This is a genomic window from Telmatospirillum sp. J64-1 (assembly GCF_006980715.1).
Classification (GTDB): Bacteria; Pseudomonadota; Alphaproteobacteria; order Rhodospirillales; family Magnetospirillaceae; genus Oleiliquidispirillum; species Oleiliquidispirillum nitrogeniifigens.
The window spans coordinates 1-22,996 of sequence record NZ_SBHN01000024.1 but is presented as its reverse complement, the minus strand read 5'-3'; the positions used below and the strand labels follow the sequence as shown (position 1 = coordinate 22,996).

Sequence of the window (22,996 nt, the reverse complement as noted above, 5' to 3'; positions counted from 1 at the left end):
ATGCTGCCGCTGCGCCTTCCGAAGCCGACATGGGCTCCCGCTTTCGCGGGAGCGACGAAAGTTCTTTGAAATCATGACACTAAGACAATCCGCCGCCCCTGCCTCTCTGCACGGGCGGCCTATTGCCTTGGGCGAATCCCTGGACTCGGCGAAGTCTTTCCGATTATTTGCATTCAGGATATTCGGCCCGGCCTTCCCTGCCGAGTAGCCCTGTCCAAGTCGTTCCGAGCCCTGTTCCCGACAAACAGCGCCAGCGCAATGTGAAGAAGGGTCGTCCATGGCTGTCAACAAATGGCTCTTGTTCTGGGGTGTCCTGATCATCCTCAGTTATCTCGTCCCCTACACTTTGCTGCGCGACGTCCAGGCCTGGTGGGGTGCCTTCCTGTTCTGGAGCGTGATCGGGCTGCTGGTCATCTTCGCCAATCACCATCTCACCCGCCACTGGGAGGACGGGGAATGAGCGCGGCCGCGATCTGGTGGGGCATCGGCCTCTATGTGGTCATCGCCACCGCCGTCGCCCTTCTCGCCCGCCAGGGCCGGGCGCTCGACATGACGGCCTATTTCCTCGGCAACAGGAAGATGAACGGGCTGGTCTCGTCCCTCAGCTACAGCGCCACGACCTTCAGCGCCTTCATGATGGTCGGACTGGCCGGGCTGACCTATGCCGGCGGCGTCGGGGCGCTCGGCTTCGAGATCATCTATTTCGCCGGCGTCTCCATGGTCGCCATCTTCGGGCCCAAATTCTGGGTGGTGGGCAAGAAATACGGCTTCGTCACGCCCAGCGAGATGCTGGGCCACCGCTATGACAGCAAGATGGTCGCCGTCGTCGTCGCCGTGTTCAGCTGCGTCTTCCTGATTCCCTATGCCGCCGTGCAGCTGACCGGCATCGGCTATCTGATGAGCGGGATGACCAACGGCGCCATTCCCTTCACCACCGGCGTCATGCTGGCGACCTTCGTCGCCATCGTCTTTTCCTATATCGCCGGCATCCGCTCGGTGATGTGGACCGATTCGCTGCAGGCATTGCTGATGATCATCGCCTCCTCCGTGGTGGTGATCGTGGTGCTGGCCCAGCTGGGCGGCTTCACCGGCCTGTTCGAGACCCTGGCGGCGGAGAAGCCAAGCCATCTGAGCGTGCCGGGGCCGGGCCTGTTCAGCTTCGTGACCTTCCTGGGCCTGACCATTCCCTGGTTCTTCTTCTGCCTGTCCAACCCCCAGGTCAGCCAGCGCCTGTTCATGCCGTCCTCGCTGCGGTCGATGCGCGCCATGCTGATGGGCTTCCTGGTCTTCGGCTTCCTCTACACGCTGATCTCGGTGCTGTGGGGCTTCGCCGCCCTGGCCGCCTTCCCCGGGCTGGAACGCGCCGACATGGCGACGCCGACCCTGTTGTCGTCGGAATTCGTGCCGCCCGTTCTGGGGGTGGTGGTGATGGTGGCGATCATGGCCGCGGCCATCTCGACCATCGACTCAATCCTGCTCACCCTGTCGTCGATGTTCGCCCGCGACGTCTACGGCAATCTCAGCAAGGAACCGACGGAAAAGCTGCAATTGCGGGTCGGCAAGGTCGTCATCCCGGCGATCGCCATCCTGTCCTGGGCCTTCGCCCAATTGCAGCTCGACCTGATCGCGGTGCTGTCCGTGGCGGCCTCGGCGGGGCTGGTGGTGATCGTTCCGGCGACCATCGGCGCCTTCTACTGGAAGGGCGGCACGGCGGCCGGGGTGCTGGCCAGCGTCGTCGGCACCGGCCTGTTCGTCCTCTACGTCCAGATGACCGGCAATTCCTTCCTCGGCCTGCCCGCCGGGGTATGGGGGATCATCGTCTCCACCGTCCTGTTCGTCGCCGTCAGCCTCGCCACCAGGGCCCCGCTCCAGGTCGCCGAGGACTTCCTCGGCACCGTCAGGAACGGAGCCCCGGGGCGGAAAACGGCCCCGCCTGTTTCTCAACGGTAGGGAAGAAAAACCGGCTCGCTGGAAGACACTTTCCAGATGGCCGCCGCCACCCCGTCGATGACGGGGATGGAAAAGCGCCGGGCCAGCCTCGGCGCGGCACCGGCCAAGCCGCCCGAGCCCAGCAGGATCGCCTCGGCACCGTCGTCGCGGATGGCACGCGCGATGGTGTCCAGCAGCAGCGCTTCCGTCTCTGCCGATTGCGCCGCAGCCGCCGCCACGCCGATACCGGCGGCCCGCACACAGCCTTGGCCTGCGGCGCCGAAGCGGGCGATATGACGGGTGATGGTCGGGACGGCGCCATCGAAGGTGGTGACGACGGCGAAGCGCTTGCCCAGGGAAAGGGCTGCCGCGATTCCCGCCTCGCACAGATCCACCACCGGCACACGCAGCATCTCGCGGGCTTCGGCGACGGCGATATCGTCGAAACAGGCCAGGATGCAGCCATCGATTTTCCCGTGACTTTGCTGGCGTATCAGGGACAGGACCTGGGGCACGGCGGACGCGCGGTGCTGGCGCGTCTCGATCGAGAACGGCCCCTGCGCCGGGTTGACCGCGAGGATCTCGACATCCGGTGCCGCCGCTTCGCGCGCGGCCTCGCGGATCAGCCCGGTAACGGCGGGATTGGTGTTGGGATTGATGACCAGCAGGCGTCTCGTGAAGTGCGGCCTCATCATCGGCCCGCCAGCATGTCGGGCAGCCACATCACGATCTGCGGCCAGATGATCAGCAGGATTGTGAAGCCCAGCATGATAAAGACGTAAGGCAGCGATCCCCAGATCACGTCGGCGAAGCTGCCGCCGTCCCGCCGCACCCCTTGCACCACGAAAAGGTTCATGCCGACCGGCGGGGTGATCAGGGCGATCTCGCACATCAGCACGATGAAAATGCCGAACCAGATGGGATCGACGCCCACCGCCGCCATCATCGGCACGGCGATGGGAACGGTCAGGACCAGCATCGACATCGCATCCATGAAGGCGCCCAGGATCAGGTAGAAGAGGATCATCACCAGCAGCAGGGTCAGCCGGTCGAAACCGAAGGAGCCGACCCATTGGGTGACGGCCTGGGTGACGCCCAGCATGGAAATCGTGACATTGAGCAGCAGGGCGCAGGCCAGGACGATCACCACCATCCCGGTGGTCCGCGCCGCCTGCAACGAGCAGGTGACCAGCAGGTCGAGGGACAGGCGCCCGCTCCACCACACGAAGCCCAGCGCGATGACCACGCCCAAAGCGGCGGATTCGGTGGGAGTCGCAAGGCCGCCATAGATACTGCCCATGACCACGCCGAAGATGATGAAGGGCGGGACCAGGAAGCGCAGATAGGACAACTTGACGCTAAGCGGAATTTCCGCGGCCTTGCCGCCATTCCGTCCCGCCCCGCGCTCGAAAAGGAAGATATAGACCGAGAAGCTGAAGGCCAGCAGCAGGCCGGGGATGAGGCCGGCGGCGAACAGCTGCCCCACCGAGGTATTGGCCAGCGCGCCATAGACCAGCAGGTTGATGCTGGGCGGGATTAGGATGCCCAGCGTTCCCCCCGCCGCCAGCGTGCCCAGCGAGGGCTTGAGGGGATAGTTGCGCTGCTCCAGCGCCGGCAGGGCGATGGTGCCGACCGTCGCCGCCGTCGCCACCGACGAGCCCGACGTCGCCGAGAACAAGGTGCAGGTGGCGATATTGGTGTGCAACAGGCCGCCCGGCAGCCGTCCCAGCCAGACCGCCAGCGCGTCATACATGCGGTCGGCGATGCCGCCGCGCAGCAGCAGCTCGCCCAGCATCATGAACAGGGGAATGGCGAGGATGTAGGGACTGTTGAGGCTGCTCCAGATGACGCCGCCCATCATATCGACCAGCGGCGCCCCATAGACGAGATAGCCGCCCACCGCCCCCACCGCGACGATGACGACGGCGACCGGCACGCTCAGGAACATGAGAAGCAGCATGGCGAGAAAGCCGATGCCCACGAAAAGAATGCTCATTGTTTCGCTTCCCCGCGCTTCTTCAGGTCATCCAGCTCGACCTGAAGCTCCTCCTCGACCGAGCCGGGGCCGAAGCGGCGGTTCAGGCCCGTCCAGTCCCGGCGCAGCAGCAGGTAGCAGGCCTTTGCCGACAGGATCACGGCGGCGACGGCGAAGAGGGCCATCGCCGCCAGCCAGATGGATTGCGGATAGATCAGCGGTGTCGCCCAGGGAGTCTGGGCGATGGACTGGTAGGCCTGGGTATCCCGGACGGTGCGGAGGGTGAAATGCAGCAGATAGAGCGACAGAATCCCCATCGAAACCGCCGCCAGGGCATTGAGCGCGGCCTTCACCCCTTCCGGCAGGCGCGTGTACAGAAGGTTGATGCGGATATGGGATTGCTCGACCGCAGCCACGGTAAAGGCCAGGGGCGCGGCGATGGCGACGGCATAGCCGCCTAGTTCATCGACCCCGCCGAAGGAGAAGGAGAAGAACTTCCGCAGGATCGTCTCCGCCGCAATCACGAAGGAGAGAGAAATCATCATCACGCCGAACACGATTCCTGCGAACCGAGAAAACCTTCTCACTATTCTTCTCCCTCATTCACGGCAGATCAGAGACCCAGCTTCGCGCCGACCTTGGCGCGCCATTCCTCTTCACACCCGGCATAGACGGCATTGCATTGCTTGGCCCAGACCGGCAGCGAAGTTCCGCTGACGGCGGCGGAGACCGTGGCGATATCGGCCTCGGAAACCGGCACCTCCTTCAGCGCATATTTCTTGCCCTGGGTGCAGGGCTCGGCGCCGGCATTGCAGCGCATGGCGTCTTCGTAGAGTTCCTCGGAATAGGCCCAGATATCGCTCACCAGACCGTCGATGGCCGCCTGGAGCTTTTCCTGGGCATCCGGCGACATCTTGTTCCAGGTGTCGAGATTGATGGCATAGCCGTTGACGGCCAGTTGCAGCGCCAGCGGCAGGACGGTGGTAGCGGCTTCCGGCCAACCGGCGGAATTGGCCGAAGCCGGGCCGGTGATGGCGCAATCGACCACGCCGCGCGACAGGGCCTGCTGCACCTCGCCGAACGGCATCGGCACCCCGGTCGCGCCAAGGCCTGCCATGAAATTGGCCGCGCTCTGGTCGCCCACGCGGACCTTCAATCCCTTCAGGTCGGCAAGGCCGCCGATCTCGGGCTTGCAGAAGATGACCTGGGGACCCGCAGGCCAGACGCCCAGCAGCTTGGCGTTGAAACGTTCCTGCAGGCGGGCGTCCACCGTATCGACGAAGGCCTCGGTATGGACCTTGCCCGCCGCGAAGCTGGTGTTCAGTCCGACGAGATCGAGGCCGAGGATGGTGGGCTCGTCACGGCTGACCTGCGGACCGCGCAGCGAGACGATGTCGAACAGCCCCGAGCGCAACACGCGCAGACCGTCCGAATCCGGGATGCCCGCCACATCGACCGGCCGGTACTGGACCGTCACGTCGAGGCCCGAATGCTGGGCCAGGGCTTCGAAGAAGGGCGCTTCCTTGTCCTGGGCGATCTTGCCCGAACCGGCGGGCTGGCCGAGCACGGTGAAGGACAGAGTTTCGGCCTGGGCGACCGAGACGCAGGAGATGGCGGCGGCGGCCGCGAGAAGAATGGGTTTGACCACGTGTGTCTCCTTCCAGCATGGGACCTTTCGGCGCCGCACGACCCTGCCCCGGACCGCATGCGCCTTCGGGAATGACGATGCATGTTTCATGCCGGTTTACTGAGAAACTGAAATTTCATGACCACCCAAAGCCTTATCCTCCCAACCCGCCCCGGGGACGCTGGACCGGCAAAGATTCTTCTGCTTAAAAAATAAGCGGTGTCGGAAGGAGGTGTCTATTCGGAGGGCAGAGCTGCGCCGGTTACAGTTCGTCCAGCATGTCGTTGAGCATCTCGATACCGCGCAAACGCCCCCGCCCTTCGGCTCCGGCAATCTCTATGGCGCGGGTCGCCAGCAGATGGCACACCGCCATGACGGCAACGTGATTGAACAGGGGGCCGGGGGCCAGGGTCTGGCAGCGGAAATGCCAGTCGGCTTCCCGATAAGGGTCCAGCCCCTCGTCGGTGACATACAGGAATTTGGCGCCCGACCGGCCGATGACCTTGAGGATCGGCTCCATCCGCGCCACACGCCGCCGCAGTCCGAAGACGATGACGCAATCCTCCGGGCGGATGCTCACCAGATGCTCGCCCAGCGTTTCCCCCCCGGAGGGAATCGCGACAATATTTTCAATAACTTGCGTCAGTTGCCATTGCAGGTAGGTCGCGAAGGGATGGCTGGCGCGGAAGCCCAGCACCCAGACCTTGCGCGCCGCCAGCATGGCCCGCGCGACGGCATCGATTTCCACCTGGGAGATGGTGGCGAAGGTGCGGTCGAGATTGGCCTTGCCCTGTTCGATATTGGCGGCCAGCGACGCCTCCGCGCCATCGCCGGAGGGCAGGGCGAGAAAGAGCCGCGATCCCGTCTGCCCCTCGGCCCGCGCATGCCGCCGCGCCTCTTCATAGGATTCATAGCCGAGACGCCGCACGAAGCGCGACACCGTGGCCTTGGACACATTGGCGAGCTTGGCGAGTTCCTGGGCCGAGTAGCTTGCCAATTCCCCCGGGAAATCGCAGAGGAACTCGCCCAGCCGCCTTTCCGCCGGATGCAGGTCCGGCAAGGCGTTGCGGACGCGGGAGAGAAAGGATCGTTCAGCAGGTGCCATGGCCATACCCGGAAACTGGAATTTCACGGAGTATGGACAGGAAACACCGAACCGGCAATCCACCCTCCCCCGTCCTGAAGCCCTCCACCCGGCGGAATCAGGCTTCCGCCTTGGTCTTCCACATGGGACGGATCTCGTAGCCCGCTTCGACCAAGCGGTCGCGCAGCTTGCGGGCCATCGCCACGGCATTGGGATTGTCGCCGTGGACGCAGATGGTATCGGCCTTCACCGGGATCTTCTTGCCGTCGACGGTGGTGATCGCCTCTTCCTCCAGGATGCGCAGGATGCGCTCGGCGGCATAATCGGCATCGTGGATGATCGCCCCCTCGCGGCGGCGGGACATCAGGTTGCCCGCCTCGTCATAGGCGCGGTCGGCGAAGATCTCCATGCCGATGGGCAGTCCCAGGTCCTCGGCCGCGCGCTGGGTCTGGTTGCCCGGCGAGGTAAGGTAGAGCATCGTCGGGTCCACGGCCTTGATCGCCCGGCCGATGGCCAGGGCGAGGTCGTAATCCTCCGCCGCCATGTTGCCCAGCGAGCCATGCGGCTTCACATGGCGCACCTTCAGGCCAAGGGTCTGCGCCACGCCTTGGACGGCGGCGATCTGATAGACCAGGATCTGCTCCAGCTCCCGCAGATTGTCGACCTCGATCCGGCGCCGCCCGAAGCCCCATTGGTCGAGGAAGGAGGGATGCGCCCCCACCCCGACCCCGTTTTCCTTCGCCAGGCTGAGCGTGCGGTGCAGCACCAGCGGATCTCCGGCATGGAATCCGCATGCGATATTCGCCGAGGAGACGATTTTCAGCATCTCCTCGTCGTTGCCCATGGTGTAGGCCCCGTAGCTTTCGCCGCAGTCACAGTTCAAATCGATCGTACGCATGGTTTCCCCATTGGTTCGGTAACGCCACTTTAAGCGCCATCCTGCTCAATAAACAAGCACATAAAAAAATGCCCCGGGAATGGTCATTGTTTGTTGACCTTGCGCCGCTGGAATGTCATTGGTATACCGACGGTGCGCTGAACGGTATGTGGCGACGCCGCCTTCGGAACTCAAACTGCCCTCAACGACCCTAGGCAGGAGACTGCGCGTGATTATGAAATTCATCGCCCGGGCCACCTTTTGCGGTGTTGCCGCCATAGCCTCTTTCGGCGCTTTCCACAGCGAAGCCGAGGCCAAGACCGTTCTGGATGTCGCGATGGTCTGGCCGGAAGGCAATTACCACGTTACCAACGCCCATCGTTTCGCCGAGGAAGTCGAGAAGGCCACCAACGGCAACGTGGCCCTGCGCATCCATGCCGGCGGGGAACTGGGGCTGAAGGGCCCGGAACTGATGCGCTCGGTGCGGGACGGCCTGGTGCCCATGGCCCAGATGCTGATCACCCAGCAGGTCGGAGATGCTCCGTTCCTGGGCATCGAGTCCCTGCCCTTCCTGACCCGCAACCAGGAAGACGCGGCGATCCTGCACAAGCATATCTGGCCGGAATACGAACGCATCGCCGCGCAATTCAACCAGAAATTCCTGTTCGCCGTGCCGTGGCCGGGCCAGGGCGTCTTTACCGGCAAGCCCGTCGAATCCGCCGCCGACCTGAAAGGCGTGGTGATCCGCACCATCGACCAGAACGGCAGCCGCTTCTTCTCGGCGCTGGGCGCTTCTCCGGTGCAGCTGCCCTGGGGCGAGGTCATGCCCGCCCTGGCCTCGGGCGCGCTGAAGGGCGTCACCACCTCCAGCTCCTCGGGCGTGGACGGCAGCTTCTGGGACCTGCTCAGCCATTTCAGCCGCTTCAACTGGCAGCAGGCCTCCGACGTCATGACCATCAACATGGATAGCTGGAACAAGCTTTCCGAGGCCGACCGCGCCGCCATCGAAGAGGTCGCCGCCCGCCTGCAGCCGGAATTCTGGGCAGCCGCCGCCAAGGTGGATGCCGACAACACCGCCACGCTGGCCAGCAACGGCATGACCGTCACCGAAGTCGGCAGCAGCTTCGCGGAAGAACTCGAAGCCGCCGGCAAGCCCATCTGGCAGGACTTCATCAACCGGGTCGGCGGCTCGTCGGGACAGATCATCGCCGACTACCTGAAGGAAACCGGGCGCTGAGATGGCGATGGATCTCGCCCCCCAACCGGTCCATGGACGGGAGGCTCGCAGGAGCCTCCCTCTCCCCCTCCGCTGGATCCGGGCCGTCTCGACGATGAGCGTCTATCTGGCCGCGCTGGCCCTGGCGCTGATCTTCCTGCTCGTGTCCTTCGAAGTGGTCACCCGCAGCTTCTTCGGCTTCAGCGTCCAGTTCACCTGGGAATATGCCGGTTACCTGGCCGGAGCCGTGACCTTCCTCGCCGCCGGACCGGCGCTGGAGCGCGGCGCGCATGTCCGCATCACCCTGCTGCTCGACCACCTGTCGCCGCGCGCCCGCGACGGCCTGGACATCTTCGCCACCCTGGTCTCGGCGGCCATCGTCGGCCTGCTGCTCTATGCCTTCGCCACCATGACCCTGCAATCCTGGCGCAACGGCACGGTGGCCTCGACGCCCATGCTGACGCCCCTGGTCATTCCCCAGACCGTCATGCTGGCCGGCATCGTCATTTTCGAAATCCAGCTCTTCGCCCGCATCGCCCGCATCCTGTGCGGCTATCCCGCGGACCTCGCGAGAGCCTCGGTCCTCGACAAAGATTAGAGCGCCCCTGGCGTCATAGGACGGAACAACAGTCATGGCCATTCCTGTCGTCGCACTTATCGGGCTGCTTGCACTCTTCCTGGGCACGGGTGTCTGGGTGGCGATGGCCCTGCTCGGAGTCGGGTCCTCGCTGCTGATGATGTTCCGCAGCATGCCGGTCGAACGCCTGCTGGGACAGGTCGTCTACAATTCGACGACGGGGGCCGAACTGATCGCCCTGCCCCTGTTCATCCTGATGGCGGAAATCCTGTTCCGCACCCGCATGTCGGAAATGCTGTTCAGCGGCCTCGCCCCCTGGACCACCCGCCTGCCCGGCCGCCTGATCCATGCCAATGTCCTGGGCTGTACCCTGTTCGCCGCCGTTTCGGGCTCGTCGGCCGCCACCACCGCCACGGTCGGCCGCATCACCGCCAGCGAATTGCTGAAGCGCGGCTATGACCGCAACCTCGTCATCGGCTCGCTGGCCGGGGCGGGAACACTGGGCTTCCTGATCCCGCCCAGCACCATGCTGATCATCTATGGCGTACTGTCCCAGACCTCGATCATCAAGCTGTTCATCGCGGGCATCATTCCCGGCCTGCTCTGCGCCGCGCTCTACATGATCTATATCGCCGTGGCCTCGATGCTGCGTCCGGCCACGGTGCCCGCCGCCGAACCCGCCATGCCCTGGAGCCAGCGCCTGCGCGCCCTGGTCGACCTGCTGCCGGTGCTGTCGCTGATCCTCGCCGTCGTCGGTTCCATGTATGCCGGCATCGCCAGCCCCAGCGAAGCCGCCGCCGTCGGCGTCGCCGGATCGCTCGCCATTGCCCTGCTGCAGCGGACCATGACCCTGCGCGGCCTGCTCGACGCCCTGATCGGCGCGGCCTGCACCATCAGCATGATCAGCCTGATCATCGCCGGTGCCGTCTTCCTGTCGGTGGCCCTGGGCTTCCTGGGCATTCCCCGCATGGCGGTGGAATGGCTGACCCAGTTCGAGCTGTCGCCGCTGGCCCTGATCGTGCTGCTGCTGGCCTTCTACGTGGTGCTGGGCTGCGTGCTGGAAGGGCTGTCGATCATGGTCATGACCCTGCCCGTCACCCTGCCCCTGGTGGTCGCCGCCGGCTTCGACCCGATCTGGTTCGGCGTCTTCATGATCCTGGTCATCGAACTGGCCCAGATCACGCCGCCGGTGGGGTTCAACCTGGTGGTCATCCAGTCGCTGACCGGCATGAAGATCGGTGAGATCGCCTGGGCTACCTTCCCCTTCTTCCTGATCATGGTGTTCTTCACACTCTTCCTGGCTGTTTTCCCTGGAATCGTTACCTTTTTGCCGAACAGCATGGGATGACGCAGGACATGGGAACACAGACGGACCACCCCTCCACCCCCCGCTTCCTGGATGCCGGAGACGGCCATCTGGTCTGCGAGTTCGGCCAGGACGTGTCGGAAGAGATCAACCTGAAGGTGGTCGCGCTGGCCCGGGCGGTGAGCGCGGCCCGGCTGGCGGGCGTGCAGGAGGTGCTGCCCACCTATCGTTCGCTGCTGCTGCGCTACGACCCGCTGGCGGTGGAGCGCGAAGCGCTCGTCGCCGCTATCGCCCCCCTGGCCGCGGCGACCGAAGCGCAAGGCAAGGCGGCGCGCCGCTGGCATGTGCCGGTGGCCTATGGCGGGAAGCATGGCGAGGACCTGGAAGACGTGGCGCGCCAGCACGGCCTCACCACCGACGAGGTCATCGCCCTGCATAGCGGGGCGTCCTTCCGGGTCTTCATGATCGGCTTCGCCCCCGGCTTCACCTATCTGGGCGGTCTGCCCGAAAGCCTGCACACGCCGCGCCGCCAGTCGCCGCGCATGATGACGCCGGCAGGCTCGATCTCCATCGGCGGCAAGCAGGCCGCCGTGGCCTCGATCCCCACGCCCAGCGGCTGGAACCTGCTGGGGCGCACGCCCGTGCGCGCCTTCGATCCGCGCCGGAACCATCCCGTGCTGTTCGCCGCCGGCGATTTCGTCTCCTTCCACGCCATCTCCCCGGCGGAATTCGACCGCCTGTCGGCCCTGGCGGAAAAGGGCGAGGACGTGGCCGAATCGGAGGAGGCGGCATGAGCACGCTCACAATCCTTCAGTCCGGCCCCTGCGTCACCGTCCAGGACCTGGGACGGCGCGGCTTCCTCGCCCTCGGCGTGCCGGAATCGGGCGCCATGGACGAGGCCGCCCTGCGCCTCGCCAACGCCCTGGTGGAGAACGACCAAAGCGAGGCCTGCCTGGAATTCGCCTTCACCGGCGGCCGCTTCCGCTGCGACGAGGGAGCCCGCATCGCCGTGACGGGAGGCGACTTCGCCATCTCCGTGGACGGCCGGAAGCTCTCCGCCTGGCGCTCCCTCGACCTGGAGCCGGGATCGGTGGTCGAGATCGGTGGCGCACCCGATGCCGTCTACGGCTATCTCGCCGTGGCGGGCGGCTTCGACCTGCCGCCGCTGATGGGCAGCCGCTCGACCCATGTCCGCTACGGAATCGGCCCCATCCCCGCCCCGCTGGGCGCCAATACCGCACTGCCGCTGCGCGAATCCGGCCTGCCGCAGCGCCCCAACCTCGCCCTGCCCGAGGCGGCCCGCCGCCGGGACGAAGGGCCGATCCGCGTCATCCTGGGGCCGCAGGACGATTACTTCACCGCCGCCAGCCTCCAGGCCTTCCTGGGCGAAAGCTTCACCGTCTCGGGCAAGAGCGACCGCATGGGCAGCCGCCTGGACGGCCCGGTGATGGAGCATAAAGGCGGCTTCGACATCGTTTCCGACGGCATCGCCATCGGCAGCATCCAGGTTCCCGGCAACGGCCAGCCCATCGCCCTGCTGGCCGACCGCCAGACCACCGGCGGCTATCCCAAGATCGCCACCGTCATCGGCGCCGATCTGGGCCGGCTGGCGCAGTTGCAGCCGGGGACATCCTTCCGCTTCGCCGCCGTCACCATCCCCAAGGCGCATCGGGCGCTGCGGGAATATCGCGCAAGTCTCGAACAGGCCATCGCCGCCATCGCCCCGGTGGGCGACAGCCGCGACAGTTCGTTCTTGCTCTCCGTCAATCTGATCAGTGGTGCCGTCTCCACCTTGGACGAGACCTGGGAGCCTTCCGTTGTCTGATACCCCTTCCTCCATGCCTTGCGACCTTCTTCTGACGGGCGGCTTCATCGTCGACGGCACCGGCTCCCCCGCCTATGCCGCCTGCCTGGGCATCAGGGACGACCGCATCGTCCATGTCGGCGACGGCCGAGGCATCGAGGCCCGCCGCGTCATCGACCTGGACGGATTGGCCATCGCCCCCGGCTTCATCGACGTGCATACCCATGACGACCGCGCGGTGCTGATCGATCCCGCCATGCCCGCCAAGGTCAGCCAGGGCATCACCACGGTGGTGGTGGGCAATTGCGGCGCCAGCCTCGCCCCCTTCCGCGCCGAGGATACCGATCTCGTCGCGCCGCTCGGCATCCTGGGCGAAGCCGGCGTCTTCCGCTTCCACCGCTTCCGCGATTACGTCGCGGCGGTGGAGGAGGCCCGCCCGGCGGTCAATGTCGTCGCCCTGGTCGGCCACACCACCTTGCGCGCCTCGGTGATGGATTTCTGCCACCGCCCCGCCACCGAGGCGGAAATCGAGGCCATGTCGGCACGCCTGGACGAGGCCCTGCGCGACGGCGCCAGCGGCATGAGCACCGGCCTGTTCTATGCGGGCGCCCGCCAGGCCCCGACCGAGGAAGTGATCGCGCTCGCCCAGGTGGTCGCCAGGCATGGCGGGCTGTATGCCACCCATATGCGCGACGAGGCCTCGGGCGTGGTGGATTCGGTGGAGGAAACCCTGACCATCGGCCGCGCCGCCAACGTGCCGGTCGTCATCTCCCACCACAAGATCAACGGCGCCGAGAATTGGGGCCTGTCGAAGACGACCCTGGCCCGCATCTCGCAGGCCATGGACGAGCAGGAGGTCATGCTCGACCTCTATCCTTACGCCGCCGCCTCGACGGTGCTGCTGCCGGAACGCTGCGACGGCTCGATGCGCGTCCGGCTATCCTGGTCGGAACCCCATCCCGACCAAGCCGGACGCGATATCGCCGACATCGCCCGCGACTGGGGCTGTTCCGGGGAGGAAGCGGCGCGGCGGCTGCTGCCCGGCGGGGCCATCTACTTCATGATGGACGAGGAAGACATCAAGCGCATCCTCGCCTTCCCCCATACCATGATCGGCTCGGACGGCCTGCCCCATGACCGGCATCCCCATCCGCGGCTGTGGGGCAGCTTTCCCCGCGTTCTGGGCCATTACGCCCGCGAGGAGAAGGTGCTGACGACCGAAGAGGCGGTGCGCCGCATGACCGGCCTGGCGGCGGCGAATTTCGGTCTGCCCGAGCGCGGGCTGATCCGCGAAGGCTATTTCGCCGACATCACCGTCTTCGATCCCGCCACCGTCAAGGACAGGGCGAGCTATGACGAGCCGCAACAACCGGCGGCGGGTATTCATCTGGTGATGGTCAACGGCCAGATCGCATGGCAAGACACCTCCGTCGGGCCCGCCCGCGCGGGCCGCTTCCTGCGCCGCTCTCCTGCGGCTCAGGCGCAAGGATAGGAACTGCCATGATTGAAGCTCTTTCGACCGACGGCCTCGCCGATCGCCGCCTCGCCAGCATCGCCTTCGAACGCCTGCTGGCCATGGTCATCAGCGGCGAACTGCCCGCCGGCGCGCAATTGCAGGAACGCCGCCTGGCCGACCTGATGGATATGAGCCGGACTCCCGTCCGCGAGGCCCTGAACAAGCTGGAAAGCGACGGCATCGTCGAACGTGCCCATGGCCGCCTGCTCCAGGTCCGCGACATCCCGGTCCGCGAGATCATCGAGGTGCTGCATATCCGGCGCGTGCTCGAAGGCGAAGGCGCCCGCCTGGCCGCGAGCCGGATGAATGCGGCGACCATCGACCGTCTCCGCCGTTCCCTGCAGGAACTGCAGCGGGAAGCGGAGCCGGAAAGCGAGAACCATTGGCGGGTGGACGACGACTTCCACAACAGCATCGCGGCGGCGACCGGCAACGCCATGCTGATGCAGATGGTCCAGAACCTGCGCCTGAAGACCCGCATCTTCAACACCCGCCAATTGCCGGAACGGCGCGATCCCGGCGCACAGGAGCATCTCACCATCCTGGACGCCATCGCCGACCACGACGAGACCAAGGCCCGCAAGGCCATGGAGCGTCATATCGAAAACGTGAAACACGCAATTCTCCGAAAGCTCGGAGAGATTTAGCAGGAGGTAAGAGTGGCCTTTTCCATCAACGGCGACACCAGCGGCGTCTACATCATCTCCGTCACGCCCTTCAGCGAAGACGGACGGCTGGACCTGGAGAGCACCGACCGCCTGGTCGAGTTCTACATCGACAGCGGTGTCACCGGCTTCACCATCCTGGGCATGATGGGCGAAGCGCAGAAGCTGACCGCCGACGAATCCCGCCTCTATGCCAATCACGTGCTGAAGCGCGTGAACGGCCGCGTGCCGGTGGTCGTCGGTGCCAGCTCTCCGGGCCTGGACAACATGAAGAATTTCGTCGGCGACGTGATGGACGCCGGCGCCGCCGGGGTGATGATCGCGCCCGGCACCGGCCTGAAGACCGACGAGCAGGTGGTGAACTATTTCCGCACCGTCTTCCAGACCCTGGGCGCGGACGTGCCGGTCGTCTTCCAGGACTATCCGCAATTCACCGGCGTCAGCATTTCTGTCCCCGCTTTGTCGCGCCTGATCGAGGAATTCCCGCAATTCGTCATGCTCAAGCACGAGGAATTCCCCGGCCTGAACAAGCTGTCGGCGATCCGCAAGCTGGAGGCCAAGGGCCAGCGCCGCATCAGCATCCTGTGCGGCAACGGCGCCATCCATCTGTGCCAGGAAATGCGCCGCGGCGCCGACGGCGCCATGTCCGGCTTCTCCTATCCCGAAGTGCTGGTCCAGGTGGTCGATCTGTTCCGCAAGGGCGAGACCGAGAAGGCCGAAGACCTCTACGACATCTACCTGCCCCTGCTGCGCCACGAATACCAGCCCGGCATGGGCCTGGCCGTGCGCAAGGAAATCCTGCATCGTCGTGGCATCCTGGCCTCGTCGAAGGTGCGGGCGCCGGGTCCGGTGTTCAGCGCCGAGGATCATGACGACCTGACCGCCATGATCGCCCGCATGGAAAAGAAGATGAAGGGATGGAACTGACATGGAACTAGGCTTGAAAGGCAAGCGCGCCGTCGTTCTGGGCGCCACGCGCGGCCTGGGCAGGGGAATTGCCGATCAGCTTGCCGCCGAAGGCGCCAAGGTCCTGCTCTGCGGCCGGTCGCTCGACCGGCTGCAGGCGGCAGCGGACGAGATCGCCGCGAAGGGCGGGTCCGCCGAAATCCTCTCGGTGGATCTGGCCGACGAGAAGGCCGCACAGGCCATCATCGAGGCCGCCGGGCAGAAGCTGGGCGGCGTGGACGTCCTGGTGCTGAATTCCGGCGGCCCGCCGGCCGGCCCCACCCTGGGCGTGCCCTCTGAAACCTGGTCGGCACAGTTCCAGCAGATGGTCCTGCGCCTGATCGAGCTGGGCAGCGCCGCGCTTCCGGGCATGCAGGCCAATGGCTGGGGCCGCGTTCTGCTGATCGCCTCCTCCGGCGTGGTCCAGCCGATTCCCAACCTGGGCATCTCCAACGCCCTGCGGGCCTCGCTGGTAGCCTGGGCCAAGACCGTGTCCCAGGAAGTGGCACGCGACGGGGTGACCGTGAACGTCATCGTTCCCGGCCGTATCGGCACCGAGCGCGTGGCCGAACTGGACGAAGGCGCGGCCAAGCGCAGCGGCAAGAGCGTCGAGGAGGTGGCCGCCCAGTCCCGCGCCACCATCCCCGCCGGGCGCTACGGCAGTGTCGAGGAATTCGCCTCGGTCGCCACCTTCCTGTGCAGCGCACCGGCCAGCTATGTCACCGGCTCGGTGATCCGCGTCGATGGCGGCCTGATCCGCTCGATCTGAGCAGACCCGGCCTGAAGGAAGAAGAAAGGCTCCGGCGGCATGGCCCGCCGGAGCCTTTCCTTTTTGAGGCGTTCTCCGGCCCGGGAGCCTGCCGGAGGAGTCGAACGGGGAATGCAAACACTTTTCGTCACATTTTTTTACATTTCGGAAATAGACAGAATAGATAAAATTGATACTTCTTCTCCTAATGTGGAGTAGGCGAGGTATGGTCGTGCCACCTGTCCGCTAGGGACCTCTCCTTTAGGGGAAAGTCTCAAGCCATTGATGCTGGTCCAAGGAAACAGGGTATGCACGCGAAGGATCGGAAGTCTGATACAAAAGTGACGCTGCGCAGCTTCGGACTGCTGCGGAAAAGCCTTCCCATCCTTGCGCTCGCCTCGCTTTTCCTCAATCTCCTCGCCCTGGCCCTGCCTTTCGCGCTGCTGCAGGTCTATGACCGCATCATCCCCAATGCCTCCCACGGCACTCTGCTGCTTCTCGTCCTGGGCGTCGCCACGGCCTTCATCCTGGAATCGGTGCTGCGTGTGGCGCGTTCGGCCATCACCGGCTGGGTCGGTGCCCGCTTCGAGCATGCCGCGTCCGTCGCCGCCTTCAACCATCTGCTGGGCACGCCCGAGCATGTGCTGGAACGCGACGGCACGGGCGTTCATTTCGAGCGCATGTCGGCCATTCCGGCGATCAAGGAGAATGTCGCCGACAACGGCGTCACCCTGGCGCTCGACCTGCCCTTCGTCGCGGTCTTCCTGGGGCTGATCTGGCTGCTGGCCGGGTCGCTGGTCCTGGTGCCGCTGGCCCTTCTCCTTCTCTTCGGGCTGATCGTGCTGCGCCAGGCCACCGGCCTGCGCAAGGCCATCGCCGAATACAACACGGTGCGCGACCGCCGGCTGAGCTTCAACATCGAGGTCCTGGGCGGCATCCACAGCGTCAAGTCCATGGCGATGGAAGGCCAGATGCTGCAACGCTATGTGCGCCTGCAGGAAGCGGTCGCCAAAGCCAATCACGACATCGTCATGCGCAACACTTCTGCGCTCGCCGTGTCGGGCCTGTTCGGACAGTTGACCATGGTGGCGGTGGTCGCCTACGGCTCGACCTTCGTCATCGACAATGCCCTGACGGTGGGCGGGCTGGCGGCCTGCACCCTGCTCGCCGGCCGGGCCATGCAGCCGATCCAGCGCGCCGTTTCCTATTGGACACGCCTTCAGGGAGTGCGCCTGTCCCGCCAGCGGGCCGAGGAAATCTTCGCCCTGCCCCATCCCGCCCGCCCGGCCAACCCTCACCGTGCCAAGGTACGTGGCGCCATCGAGTTGAAATCCGTGCGCTTTCGCTGGGAAGGCGCCGAGGAAGACCTGTTCTCCGGCCTCGACCTGACGGTGGCGCCGGGCGAATGCATCGGCATTTCCGGGGCCAATGGCTGCGGCAAATCGGCATTGCTCGGCCTGATCCGGGGCAGCATCCAGCCCAACGAAGGGCAGGTTCTGCTCGACGGCGTACCGATCGGCGACTGGGACCGCGAGTCCCTGGCCCATGGCGGCATCGGCTATCTCGCCAGCCAAGCGCAGCTGTTCCGCGGCACCCTGCTCGACAACCTGACCATGTTCCGCAAGGAATTGCGCAAACCGGCGCTGGAAGCGGCCCACCGGCTGGGACTGGACGAATTGGTGGCGACCATGCCCCAGGGCTTCCTGACCCGCATTGCCGACGGCGCTTCGGATTCGATGCCGCGCGGCATCCGCCAGCGCATCGCCATTGCCCGTGTCCTGGCCCTGAAGCCGCGCGTCCTGCTGTTCGATGAAGCCAACACCGCCATGGATGGGCAAGGCGACGAACGCCTGCGCCAGGCCCTGGAGGAATTGAAGGGCGAGATCACCATGATCCTGGTCACCCTGCGCCCGTCGCTGCTGAAACTGGCCGACCGCCGCTATGAAATCGTCGACGGCCGGCTGAACCCGCGCGAGGATCCGTCCCTGCGCGGCCGGGCTCCGGCGACGCCCCCGCTGTCCGGCGACAAGACCGCGGAGGTGGTGGCATGAGCACCGTCGCCCAGACCGCTCCGGCCCTTTCCTGGTCGACTCCCCGCCAGGCCGAGGTCCTGTCTCAGGAACACCTGCTTTCGGGTTCGCTGGGCGGCTTCAAGGCCGTCACCGATCTGGCCGCCTGCCTGCTGCCGCTGCTCGCCGCGCTGGATTGGGAGGGGGATACCCGCCGCGTGGCCGAGACCCTGCCCCATTTCGTCGATCAACTGGACGTGACGGATTTCCTGAACGTCATGGCGGGACTGGGCTATACCAGCCGGTCCCTGAAGCTGCGCCTCGACCACATGGACCCCCGTCTGGCGCCCTGCCTGTTCGTGCCGGATGAGGGAGCCGCGAAGGTCATTGTCCGCCATGACGGCGAGACGCTCCACGTCTTCGACCCCGACCGTCAGGATTACGTGGATATTCCCGCCACCAAGGCGCGGGGATTGGTCTATGTCTTCCAGCCCAATACCGAGAAGCCGCAGGCCCAGACCGAGACCGGCCCCTTCGTCGGCAGCGTGATCCGGCGCTTCCGGCCGCTGATCCTGCGGGCCCTGGCGGTCACCCTGATCGCCAATATCCTGGTCCTGGCGACGCCGCTCTTCATCATGGGCGTCTACGACAAGGTGGTCGCCACCGGGTCGCAGATCACGCTGCTATTCATGCTGGCCGGCATCGCCATCGCCCTGATCGGCGATTTCGCCCTGAAGGCCCTGCGCGCGCGCATGATCGCCTATCTGGGGGCAAGGCTCGACCACATCCTGGGCACCGCCATCTTCCAGCGCCTCATCGGCTTGGCGCCGCCCTATACGGAAATGGCGAATATTTCCTCGCAGGTCGCGCGGCTGAAGGATTTCGAGGTCATCCGCGAATTCTTCACCGGCTCGCTCGCCACCGTCGTCTTCGAACTGCCCTTCGCCACGATCTTCCTGATCGTCATGGCGATCCTGGCCGGTCCCATCGTCCTGGTGCCCATCGCCGCCATCCTGCTGTACGTGGCGGTCGGCCTGGTGATCCTGTCCTTCGTGCGCAAGGCGGTAAACGCCGCCGGCCAAGCCGCTTCACGGCGCCAGGAATTCCTGGTCGAGGCGCTGTCCAAGATGACCGACATCAAGGGCGCCAGCGCCGAGGGAGCCTGGGCGGAACGCTTCCGCGCCCTCTCCGCCGAGGCTGCCCTGGCGAGCCACCGTTCGGCGCAGATGACCGCCCTTTCCTCGGCCGTGGCGCAGGGCATCGTCATCTTCGCCGGGCTGATCACCCTGGCCTGGGGGGTGCTGTCGGCGCTCGACGGGACGATGACGGTGGGCGCCCTGATGGCCTCGATGATCCTAGTCTGGTGGGTGCTGCGGCCGCTGCAGACCGGCTTCTCGACCCTATCGCAGATCGAGCGCATGCGCTCTTCCATCACCCAGATCAACCGCCTGATGCAGGTCAAACCGGAACGTCCGGAAAGCCCGTCCTCTCAGCCGCCCCAGACCTACAAGGGCAAGGTGGTGCTCAATCAGGTTTCCATGCGCTATGTGGCCGAATCCGATCCGGCCGTCGCGGGCGTAAGTATCACCGCCGAGCCGGGCGAGGTGATCGCGGTGGTGGGCCCCAACGGCTCGGGCAAATCCACGATCCTCAAGCTGATCCTCGGCATGTACCGGCCCCAGGCGGGCAGCATCCGCCTCGACGATGTGGACATCCGCCAGGTCGATCCCATCGACCTGCGCTCGGCCGTGGCCTATGTGCCGCAGCATTGCGAGGTCTTCTTCGGCACCATCGCCCAAAATCTGCGCTTGGCCAAGCCCACCGCCTCGGACGAGGAATTGCGCTGGGCCTGCAATGAGGCCGGATGCCTGGACGAGATCCTGGCCCTGCCGCAGGGCTTCGAGACGCGCATCGGCGACGGCCGCACACGCCGCCTGCCCTCGAACCTGCTGCAGCGCCTGTCCCTGGCGCGGGCCTATCTCAAGCGCGCGCCGGTCACCCTGTTCGACGAACCGGCCAACGGCCTGGACTTCATCGGCGACCAGCAATTCATGAAGGTCCTGGAACGCATGAAGGGTCATTCCACCGTCTTCCTCGTCACCCATCGTCCCAGCCATCTGCGCCTGGCCGACAAGATCGTCGTCATGGTGCAGGGGCAGGTCCGGATGATGGGACCGGCGAAACAGGTGCTGGAACGCCTGCCGCCCAGTCTCTTTTAGTTTCAAGTTGTAAGCAGAATAAAACCTGTCGCGTTTGGAGAGTTCGCCATGACCACCGCCAGCCCCCCAGCCGGAAGCGCAGAGCTGCGTCCCATTCGCCGTGGCGGCCGCCAGATCCGCTATCTGGCGCAGTTCGTCCTGCTGGAGGAGCGCGGTATGTCCTGGCTGGCCTCGCTGGCCGTCGCCATCGTCTGCGCCATCGTCCTGGCCTTCCTGGTCTGGGCCCATTTCATGCAAGTCGACGAAGTGGCCGTGACCACGGGCTCGGTGGTACCGCGGACCAAGGTCCATGTGGTGCAGCATCTGGAAGGCGGCATCGTGCAGGACGTCCTGGTCCGCGACCGGGAGATGGTGGAGGCCGGTCAGCCGCTGGTGCGGCTGCATCCGGTCCAGGCCGAGGCGGAACTGGAACAGGTGCGGGCCCGGCAGGTGGGATTGCGGCTGCGCGCCGAACGCCTGCGCGCCTTCGCCGAAGGGCGCGAGCCGGATTTCTCCTTCGCCGATGACCGCTATTCCCATCTGGTGCGCGACCAGATCGACATCCATCGCGCCAATCTGGAACGCTGGTCCACCCGCCGCGCCGTGCTGCTCGGGGAACTGGCCCAGGAACAGGCCGAGATGGATGCGGCATCGCGCCAGATCACCGCTACCCGCTCGCAACTGGCTTTGCTGGCCGAGGAAGTCGAGATGCGCCGCACACTGTTCGACGCCGGCCATGCGACCAAGATCGCCTTCTTCGAGATCAGCCGCCAGCATGCCGCCATGGAAAGCGAGATTTCGCGCCTGGAAGGGCAGCGCGAGACGGCACAGCGCAGCGTCGAGGAATTGCGCGAACGCCTCATCGACCTGGATTCCAACATGCGCCAGGACGCTTTGGGCGAATTGGGCACGGTGACCGCCGAATTGTCGCAGCTCAACGAGGCCATCGGGCGCCTGGAAGACCAGGTGCGCCGCCTGGATGTCCTCTCGCCCGCCCGCGGTTTCGTGCAGAACCTGCAGGTGCGCAACGGCGGCGCCGTGGTCCCGGCCGGCGGCCTGCTGATGGAAGTCGTGCCCGTCGATGACGAATTGCTGGTCGAGGCGAAGCTGTCGCCGCGTGACATCGGCCATGTCCATGAGGGACAGCCGGTGACGGTCAAGTTCGCCACCTATGACTTCGTCCGCTACGGCTCGGTTCCGGGCCAACTCGAGAGCGTCTCGGCGACGACCTATGTGGATGAAAAGGACGGCCAGCCCTATTACCGCGGCCTCGTGCGTCTGGACCGCAGCTATGTCGGCAATGACCCCGATCAGAATGCGATCCTGCCCGGCATGACCGTTCAGGCAGACATCCTGACCGGCCAGAAGACCCTGCTGCAATATCTCTTGAAACCGATCCATGTCTCGCTGACCCACGCCTTCCGCGAACGCTGATCGGAACGACAAGAAACCTGTTTCATGAAGAGGGGGAATTGAAATGGCAGACGTGAAGCCGAACGGCGAAGCAGTCATTGAAAACCCGGCTGAAGGCGAGGTCGATGTCGCCGAGCAATTGCATTTGCACGGCAAAGGCCATTCTCCCCTCGATGATGCCGTCGAGCACGACCTCTCGCCCGACAGCCAGGAGGCCCAGCGCGAGGAATTGTTCTCCCATGCCAATGTCCAGAGCGGACGGCGTCAGACGTTGGAGAGCATCCTTGCGGATCAAGCTGCTGTCGGCAGCACTCTTGCCAATCCCTCGACCATCGTAGGCGACGACTACCGGCCCACGGAAACGGACCATGTGGTCGAAGCCGAGTTCGATGCGGTCCAGCCCGGCACGGCACAGCCTGCTGCCGATCAGAGAGAAGAAGACGAGGAAGAGGAGGAGGACGATCTTCCCCGGACTGAGGATATGGTCCGGACGCTCGACGTTCTCCCACCGACCCTTGGCGATGATGACTGGACCGGCATGACCGCCGCCGCCGGGCAGCCCCTCCCCAGTCTGGAGGTTCCGGAACCCCCGCCGGGCGATGCCCCCCTGCCGGAAGACGAGGACGGGCAACCGCCTGTCGCCCAGACGCCGACTCTTCTGGTGTCCGATGCCTCGGGACTCGAAGACGAGCCGATTCGCCTGGACATCCGCGCCTCGCTGAACGATAGCGACAGAGGCCGGGAAACCCTTTCGGTGACGCTGCGCGACGTGCCGGAAGGTTTCTCCTTCAGCGACGAAACCGGACGTGCTGTGGGCGTTCAGGTCGCGCCCGGCGTCTGGACCTTCACCGCCCAGGAACTGACCAATCTCTATCTGGTCCGCCCCGAACATCACAGCGGAGAGCATGTCTTCCTGGTGGAGGCGATCAGCCGGGAAGCCAATGGCAGCACGGCCATCATCTCGGCCAAGATGGAAGTCTTCATCGAAGCCGTTGCCGATGCGCCGACGCTGGCGGTGGACGATGCCGCCGGGGTGGAGAACGAGTGGATCGCGCTGGAGATCGACAGCGCCCTGGTCGATACCGACGGCTCGGAAAGCCTGCTGGT

Annotated in this window: 21 protein-coding genes; 15 read left to right on the top strand and 6 right to left on the bottom strand. The window is 65.5% G+C overall.

Annotated features, from left to right (window positions below; translation table 11 throughout):
- Positions 1-277: 277 nt before the first annotated feature.
- Positions 278-460, top strand: a complete 183-nt coding sequence (locus tag EPD66_RS19550; RefSeq protein ID WP_142850207.1) for a hypothetical protein — start codon at positions 278-280, stop codon at positions 458-460.
- Positions 457-1,950 (top strand): sodium:solute symporter family protein, encoded by a 1,494-nt coding sequence (locus tag EPD66_RS19545; RefSeq protein ID WP_142850206.1) that lies wholly within the window; start codon positions 457-459, stop codon positions 1,948-1,950. Before EPD66_RS19550 ends, EPD66_RS19545 begins: the two co-directional genes overlap by 4 nt.
- On the opposite strand, the gene EPD66_RS19540 is transcribed toward EPD66_RS19545, so the two are convergent.
- From EPD66_RS19540 to EPD66_RS19515, 6 genes are all read right to left on the bottom strand, one after another.
- Positions 1,941-2,624, bottom strand: coding sequence for an aspartate/glutamate racemase family protein (locus tag EPD66_RS19540; protein ID WP_142850205.1), 684 nt, complete (start codon positions 2,622-2,624; stop codon positions 1,941-1,943). The two genes, EPD66_RS19545 and EPD66_RS19540, sit on opposite strands and share 10 nt — an antisense overlap.
- A complete protein-coding gene (locus EPD66_RS19535) occupies positions 2,621-3,925 on the bottom strand; it encodes a TRAP transporter large permease (protein WP_142850204.1) in 1,305 nt (434 codons plus the stop codon). The genes EPD66_RS19540 and EPD66_RS19535 overlap by 4 nt, the downstream gene beginning before the upstream one ends.
- Positions 3,922-4,449, bottom strand: a complete 528-nt coding sequence (locus tag EPD66_RS19530; protein WP_255448595.1) for a TRAP transporter small permease subunit — start codon at positions 4,447-4,449, stop codon at positions 3,922-3,924. Before EPD66_RS19530 ends, EPD66_RS19535 begins: the two co-directional genes overlap by 4 nt.
- A 68-nt stretch (positions 4,450-4,517) precedes the next feature.
- Complete coding sequence (locus EPD66_RS19525; RefSeq protein ID WP_221931034.1) at positions 4,518-5,552, bottom strand: TRAP transporter substrate-binding protein; 1,035 nt, start codon at positions 5,550-5,552, stop codon at positions 4,518-4,520.
- Between the two features lie 241 nt (positions 5,553-5,793).
- A complete protein-coding gene (locus EPD66_RS19520; RefSeq protein WP_142850201.1) occupies positions 5,794-6,636 on the bottom strand; it encodes a MurR/RpiR family transcriptional regulator in 843 nt (280 codons plus the stop codon).
- Positions 6,637-6,733: 97 nt separating this feature from the next.
- Positions 6,734-7,513, bottom strand: a complete 780-nt coding sequence (locus EPD66_RS19515) for a LamB/YcsF family protein (RefSeq protein WP_142850200.1) — start codon at positions 7,511-7,513, stop codon at positions 6,734-6,736.
- Between the two features lie 214 nt (positions 7,514-7,727).
- On the opposite strand from EPD66_RS19515, the gene EPD66_RS19510 reads away from it, so the two are divergent.
- The 13 genes from EPD66_RS19510 to EPD66_RS19450 all read left to right on the top strand — a co-directional run.
- Positions 7,728-8,729, top strand: coding sequence for a TRAP transporter substrate-binding protein (locus tag EPD66_RS19510; RefSeq protein WP_142850270.1), 1,002 nt, complete (start codon positions 7,728-7,730; stop codon positions 8,727-8,729).
- 94 nt (positions 8,730-8,823) lie between these two features.
- Positions 8,824-9,306 carry a TRAP transporter small permease subunit gene (locus tag EPD66_RS19505; RefSeq protein ID WP_185961523.1) on the top strand — a complete coding sequence of 161 codons (483 nt, stop codon included), beginning with the start codon at positions 8,824-8,826 and terminating at the stop codon, positions 9,304-9,306.
- Positions 9,307-9,340: 34 nt separating this feature from the next.
- Complete coding sequence (locus EPD66_RS19500) at positions 9,341-10,633, top strand: TRAP transporter large permease (RefSeq protein ID WP_142850198.1); 1,293 nt, start codon at positions 9,341-9,343, stop codon at positions 10,631-10,633.
- 8 nt (positions 10,634-10,641) lie between these two features.
- Positions 10,642-11,385: a 5-oxoprolinase subunit PxpB gene (gene pxpB, locus EPD66_RS19495; RefSeq protein WP_142850197.1), complete on the top strand. Its 744-nt coding sequence runs from the start codon at positions 10,642-10,644 to the stop codon at positions 11,383-11,385.
- Entirely contained in the window at positions 11,382-12,416 is a 1,035-nt protein-coding gene (locus EPD66_RS19490) for a biotin-dependent carboxyltransferase family protein (RefSeq protein ID WP_142850196.1), read from the top strand. Before pxpB ends, EPD66_RS19490 begins: the two co-directional genes overlap by 4 nt.
- The gene (locus EPD66_RS19485; RefSeq protein WP_255448590.1) at positions 12,409-13,887 is read left to right on the top strand and encodes an amidohydrolase family protein; all 1,479 of its coding nucleotides are present in this window, start codon (positions 12,409-12,411) and stop codon (positions 13,885-13,887) included. The genes EPD66_RS19490 and EPD66_RS19485 overlap by 8 nt, the downstream gene beginning before the upstream one ends.
- 8 nt (positions 13,888-13,895) lie before the next feature.
- Positions 13,896-14,558 carry a GntR family transcriptional regulator gene (locus EPD66_RS19480; RefSeq protein ID WP_185961522.1) on the top strand — a complete coding sequence of 221 codons (663 nt, stop codon included), beginning with the start codon at positions 13,896-13,898 and terminating at the stop codon, positions 14,556-14,558.
- Between the two features lie 12 nt (positions 14,559-14,570).
- Positions 14,571-15,503: a dihydrodipicolinate synthase family protein gene (locus EPD66_RS19475; RefSeq protein ID WP_142850194.1), complete on the top strand. Its 933-nt coding sequence runs from the start codon at positions 14,571-14,573 to the stop codon at positions 15,501-15,503.
- Between the two features lies 1 nt (position 15,504).
- Positions 15,505-16,290, top strand: a complete 786-nt coding sequence (locus EPD66_RS19470; protein ID WP_142850193.1) for an SDR family oxidoreductase — start codon at positions 15,505-15,507, stop codon at positions 16,288-16,290.
- 320 nt (positions 16,291-16,610) lie between these two features.
- Complete coding sequence (locus EPD66_RS19465) at positions 16,611-18,320, top strand: peptidase domain-containing ABC transporter (protein ID WP_185961521.1); 1,710 nt, start codon at positions 16,611-16,613, stop codon at positions 18,318-18,320.
- Positions 18,317-20,497, top strand: coding sequence for a peptidase domain-containing ABC transporter (locus EPD66_RS19460; protein WP_142850191.1), 2,181 nt, complete (start codon positions 18,317-18,319; stop codon positions 20,495-20,497). The genes EPD66_RS19465 and EPD66_RS19460 overlap by 4 nt, the downstream gene beginning before the upstream one ends.
- 48 nt (positions 20,498-20,545) lie before the next feature.
- A complete protein-coding gene (locus EPD66_RS19455; protein ID WP_142850190.1) occupies positions 20,546-21,910 on the top strand; it encodes an HlyD family type I secretion periplasmic adaptor subunit in 1,365 nt (454 codons plus the stop codon).
- 43 nt (positions 21,911-21,953) lie between these two features.
- Positions 21,954-22,996 (top strand): hypothetical protein (locus EPD66_RS19450; protein WP_142850189.1); only part of this gene is annotated, 1,043 nt, incomplete at its 3' end.